The organism is Psychroflexus maritimus (assembly GCF_011089875.1).
Lineage (GTDB): Bacteria > Bacteroidota > Bacteroidia > Flavobacteriales > Flavobacteriaceae > Psychroflexus > Psychroflexus maritimus.
This window is the reverse complement of the sequence record NZ_JAANAS010000053.1, coordinates 1-5,591: the sequence shown is the minus strand read 5'-3', so window position 1 is coordinate 5,591 and position 5,591 is coordinate 1. Positions and strand designations below refer to the sequence as shown.

Here is a 5,591-nt window from a genome sequence, read left to right as displayed (position 1 = left end):
TCATCTACATTAAAGGAATAAGTCTGCCCGTCTTCTAACAAGGTTTCTGTGCCTAAATAATCATCGACTAAATAAACTGCTGTTGTTCCAAAATTGTTTAAGTTAGCCATAAAGCTGTAGTCTTGATTTCGCCAGTTGTTGGTAAATAAGGGAATCACCTCATCATTTTCAGGGAAGTTTCTTCGCTGAATAGTAAACAAGCTGTTTTCATTGACTGAAGCAAGGTTTTCATCGATATTCCCCATTTTAGCAATATCTGCTGCATCTATCTCAGTAATTCCATCGGCAGCAAAGCGTAAACGAATGGCATCGATGATTTGGTTGTTTTCATTTTTTAAATCCAACAACATGCTCATCTGATTATCGCTGAATGGAGCAGGTTTTAGAGAGGTGATATTATCCTTCACACTTTCAGTAAATGAAATTTCTGAATCTGAATCTGTTAACTGAATAAAGAAGGCTTGTCCAGGTTCAATGAACTTAGTAGCTTGAGAAGTGCCACTGCCAACAAGCGGAGTAGCCGCTCCATTTCCTGTAGAAAGTTGATCAATAGTCACAAATCCTCCACGTGTATTAACATCTGGATCCCACACCCATAATTGGTTGCTGTCAGTATTTGAATTTGCAGCAAGAACTTCACTAACATCAATCCTCGATTGATACGGATTAGCAATAAAAGCAAAGGTAGTTGGGTTATCTCCTGAAGTTGTAGCACTTGGGAATGTTGGTGCTATGTTTCCTACTTGTAAAGTTCCTGTTGAGATTAAAGTCGTTTCTCCAAAAGATTCATTGGAGTCTAGGTCAATTCCACGATCGCCACGAACCATTAAACGGTAGGGTTTTCCAACTTCCAAATTAGTATTATTAGTATTGGTAACCGCTTGCCAGCCATTATCAAAGAAAAACATGGATGGATTACCTGTAGCCGAATAATCTAATCCTGTAGTTGAATTAGGTTCTCCTTCTGTTCCTGTATTGTCTCCCGTAATATGTGTACCAATCCCCGTTTCATTAGCACCGCCGTTTTGCCAGTTGTCAAATAGGCTACTACCGTTTACGGGGCTAGCTACCATCCGAAAGGCTCGTTTAGCGGGGTAGTATTTCTCTACCACAACATCTCCTGTTCCTGTAATGCTTCCTGTAAATTCGTCTAAATAGCTATCGCCTGTGGCATCACTTTTAAAGGTAATTTGACCGTTGTTGGTGATGTTACCGTTGACTTTAATGCTTTTGGTTGGTAAGACCACCAAATTCCCATCTTCATTTTCAATAAATAGAGTAGCAATTTCGAAGTCTTCATCCACCTCTAAGCTAATATTGTTTGAAGCAACTTTAGAAGGAATACGAACTGTTGTTAAGGATGTTGGTACTGAAGCTTCAGACCAACTTGATGGGTTAGTTAGAAGACCAGTAGATGTTCCTAAATAGATGTGATCAGAATCAGAAACATTATCCTGGTATCTTAAAAAAGGATAGCTATTGTTATCATTTTGATTAATTCCCCAAATTTCATTTGATGATGTAAAATCCCAATTTGCTTCAAGAAATGTGCTTGCTTGTTGCATTTCTGCAGTGGTTTTGCCACTGCCGCCAATAGCGCTAACATTTAAACCACTTGTTTCAGTATCATAAAAACTATTGGTAACGCTACTCCCCCCAGATGTTCCATTATCTCCGCCAACTAGTCCGCCTACATTACTAGATGCAGTACTAGTTACCGCCCCAGTTGCGTAAGAATTGGTCACTGATGAATTGGCTAATCCGCCAGTGAGCCCACCCACAAAATCAGAGTCATTCTGAGAAGTGACTGCTCCGGTGGCGTAGCTGTTGGTAATTGAACTACCATTATCACTATCGAACGTGCTGTAGCCTACCAGTGAACCTAAGCTTCCGCCATTTGAATCGATTGTAACACTACTATAGGATACTGAAACATCACTAGCTACTAAATATCCTACAATACCACCTACCTGGCTATAGCCTGAGTCAGCACCATAGGCAGTACCGCTTGCTGATAAACCACTAAGACTAGAATCATCTGCGCGACCTATAATTACTGCTGTTCTACCTTGTCCTCTTACTTCTCCATTACTGAGCTCCAAATTGCTAATATTGGCAGTTTCTACCCAGCCGAAAAGACCAACACCTAGACTAGAAGTACGATCTATGTACAAGTTAGAAATAGTATATCCTTGACCATTATAGCTTCCAGTAAATAAAGCATCTGCATTACCAATAGGTGACCAGCCTTCTGTATCAAAACAATTTTCATTGGTCTTAGTAGCCCCTGCATCAATATCTGATGTTTGTATATAGTACTTATCCCAACGTGTAGAGTCTTCTGTAATCCATAATAGGTTTTCGAAAGAAGCTATTTCGTAGGCTGTGCTTGCAGAAAGTCCATCTCCTGATGCTGGTGCAGTGGCAGAAATATCACAAGGGCATGATTGATTAAAACCAAATTGAGACAAAACGGGATAATCATTACCTTCATCGATACCCCAGATGTTAGCAGTGCCATTAGCAGCTTCACATTGAAAATCCCAGTTGGTAAAGGTAGCTTGTTGTTGCATTTCTACAGTTGTTTTAGCGGTGCCACCCCCTGTAGTTTGTCCGGTAGCATCACTGTCATAAAAACTGTTGGTGATACCGTTACTGCCTTGGGTTAGACCCCTACTTACAGTTACAAACCCAAAACCTGTACTATATTGCTTAAAAGCTACACTACCAGCAGCGTAACAATTAGTGATGGTACTGGATGAATTGACACCCACTAAACCTCCTGAATAATTAATATCAGCGTCACCACCTTCTACAGCCACAATAGCATAAGAATCAGTCAAACTTGACCACAACAACTGACCGATTAATCCACCAACACCTGAACCTCCAGCGCTTACACTCCCTCCAGTAGCAAAACACTCAGAAATACTCGTTCCATTATCAGCCAATCCTACAAGTGAACCAACATTTGAACCCTGTCCAAAAAATCCGGTCCCTGTAACCGTAATATCTGGATCAACTATGCCTAAACGCTCAATCGTTGCACCATCGGTTTCGCCAAATAAAGCTATTCTCTGTTCATTAGGTCTATTGATAAAAAGATTTGAAATGGTGTGTCCGTCTCCATTGTAGGAGCCAGTGAATTTTGTGGAAACATTTCCAATAGGTAACCAGCCCGCTCCACTGTTATAACAACTTTCACTTGTAACTGCAGCATCAATGTCTGCCGTTTGAATAAAATCTGCTCCCCAACTACTTGAGTTTTCGCTGATCCAACTTAGGTGATTGAAGGTGGAGATTTGGTATACGCCGTTATCTAGTGTGGGTGCTTCTGCTGCGAAATTATCACATGGATTATATGGTAAATTCTGCAGTAAATGCGGATAGCCATCATTAATAGTTGGATCAATTCCCCAAATTTGGGTAAAATCCCAGTCTGGATAATTACTCTGTATTTTCATGTTTGATGTGCTTTTGCCATCAATGGATCCGTTAAAAGATCCATACTGTGTGTTTATCTCTCCGATTCCGTCTAAAGAAATAAGATCATTGTCAAAGAAAACACCATCGCTTGCTGAAGCCTCGGCAACGGTTCCTCCAACAACTGCTCCTTTTGTAGTTCCTGCTGAACCTATAAAATCTGCTATCGAATAGCATCTAGAGATATCAGCAGGACTCTGATACGCATTCAGGAAACCGATAATTCCTCCAACCATTGTATTGTTTGAGCTCCAATTAAGGTTGCCTGTATAGTAACAATCTTCAACACTTCCAGTAGCAAGCCATCCTATTATTCCTCCTATAAAACGGTCATTATTCGGACTAGTTGAATTTATATGAACCGAAGACCAACTTTCTGTGATACTTGGACTGGTAGATCCATATCCTGCAATACCACCTGTAGCACTATTGGTACCACCGCTGTGGGTTATATTACCGGTAGTGAAACATCGCTCAATTTTCGAATTAGTTACAGGTCTAGCAACTATTCCACCAACATAAGAACCTGTACTTCCCGTTTCAAATGAATAATTCAAATTAACTAGCCCGAGATCTTTGATGACAGCATTAGCTCCACTTACAATTCCAAACAGACCTCCATATGAACCAGATGATCTATCCATGTGAAGGTTTGAAATAATTTTTCCATTACCGTCATAAACTCCATAAAAATATGGAGTAGTCGCAATAGTAGGAAAACCCTCACCAGAGAACCATGTAGATGTAGCAGCAGCATCAATATCTGCCGTTTGAATATAATGTTTTCCGGATCCCCATTCTCCACTATTTTGCGATATCCAATACAAATTTTCTAAGGTAGCAATTTGATAAGGATTGGCTGAAGTCCCGGCACCTGCGGGCGCAGTTGCGGTTTGCCCATAACTGCTTAATAAGCTAAAACAAATTAGTATAAAAAACCCAATTTTTTTAAAAGTATTTTTAAAACTCATAACATATATTTTTGTAGTTCCAAATTTCAAGTAATTTTCATGATATTCAACTTTTCTGATATAGATAAAGTATAAATAGAAATAAAAATGAATTTTTTAAATAACTTAAAATCAAATACTTATAAAAAAATATTTTTGTCTATACTATATCTATATAAAAATTATGTAAATAAACGTCAGAACTTCATCCTTGAATTTTGGCACACAAAAAAACCACCCTTTATGGGTGGTTTTTAAATCAACTGCAAAATGATTTTGCTATTTTCTTAGTTTATTTATTCCTAAATATCCGCCAATGGCTAAACCAAGATACACCAGCATGTGTATGGGCACATCATTGACGTTATCTTCAAAACCACCCATAGCATCCTCAAGACTTTGAGCGTGGATGTTTGTTATGGTAAAAAAACTTAGTAGGATTACGGTAAATATTTGTTGTGATTGTTTCATCTGCTTATATTTATTGTTTTTTATTGGTCAGATGCGACACCTAGTAGATTTTTAGTACTTAAAGAATCAATTTTTTAAGGTGTTTCATCGGTTTATATTTATTGTTTTTTATTGGTCAGATGCGACACGTATAATCATTCTCCTGAGTGTAGAAGCTTTATACATGGGTGTTTCATTTGCTCTATTTTATTGTTAATCAGTTGTCAAATGCGACACCTATTAGATTTTTCGTACTTAAAGAATCAATTTTTTAAGGTGTTTCATCTGTTTACTCTTTTATTAATTGTGTGCTTTGTTTGTTTCCTGCTTCGTCGGTTAGCTTTACACTATATACGCCAGTGTTAAACGCACTGACATCGACTTCTAAGCTAGGCGATTTCAATTCGTGTTTTGCGGTATATACTTGCTGACCTAGCATATTATAGATTTCTACTTCTACAGTTGTGCCTAAAGCTAAGCTGGTTTGAATGTTTACTACTTCTTTAGCTGGGTTAGGGTAGAGGCTAAATAATTTATTGTCCTCATCTTCCACACCCATGGTTTCTGTATCAAATTTCAAGGAAAATCGCAAAGAGGCAACCGATTCGCTAATACTTTCATCTACATTAAAGGAATAAGTCTGCCCGTCTTCTAACAAGGTTTCTGTGCCTAAATAATCATCGACTAAATAAACTGCTGTTGTTCCAA

The 5,591-nt window shown here is 38.5% G+C and carries 2 protein-coding genes and 1 pseudogene; all 3 read right to left on the bottom strand.

Going from position 1 to position 5,591, the window contains the following annotated elements:
• Positions 1-4,454, bottom strand: a pseudogene (locus G7034_RS07885) (hypothetical protein); the annotation flags it as partial.
• 258 nt (positions 4,455-4,712) lie between these two features.
• Complete coding sequence (locus G7034_RS07880) at positions 4,713-4,904, bottom strand: hypothetical protein (RefSeq protein WP_166400422.1); 192 nt, start codon at positions 4,902-4,904, stop codon at positions 4,713-4,715.
• A 268-nt stretch (positions 4,905-5,172) separates the two neighbouring features.
• Positions 5,173-5,591, bottom strand: a 419-nt coding sequence (locus G7034_RS07875) for a T9SS type A sorting domain-containing protein (RefSeq protein WP_166400421.1), incomplete at its 5' end; no start/stop codon positions are given.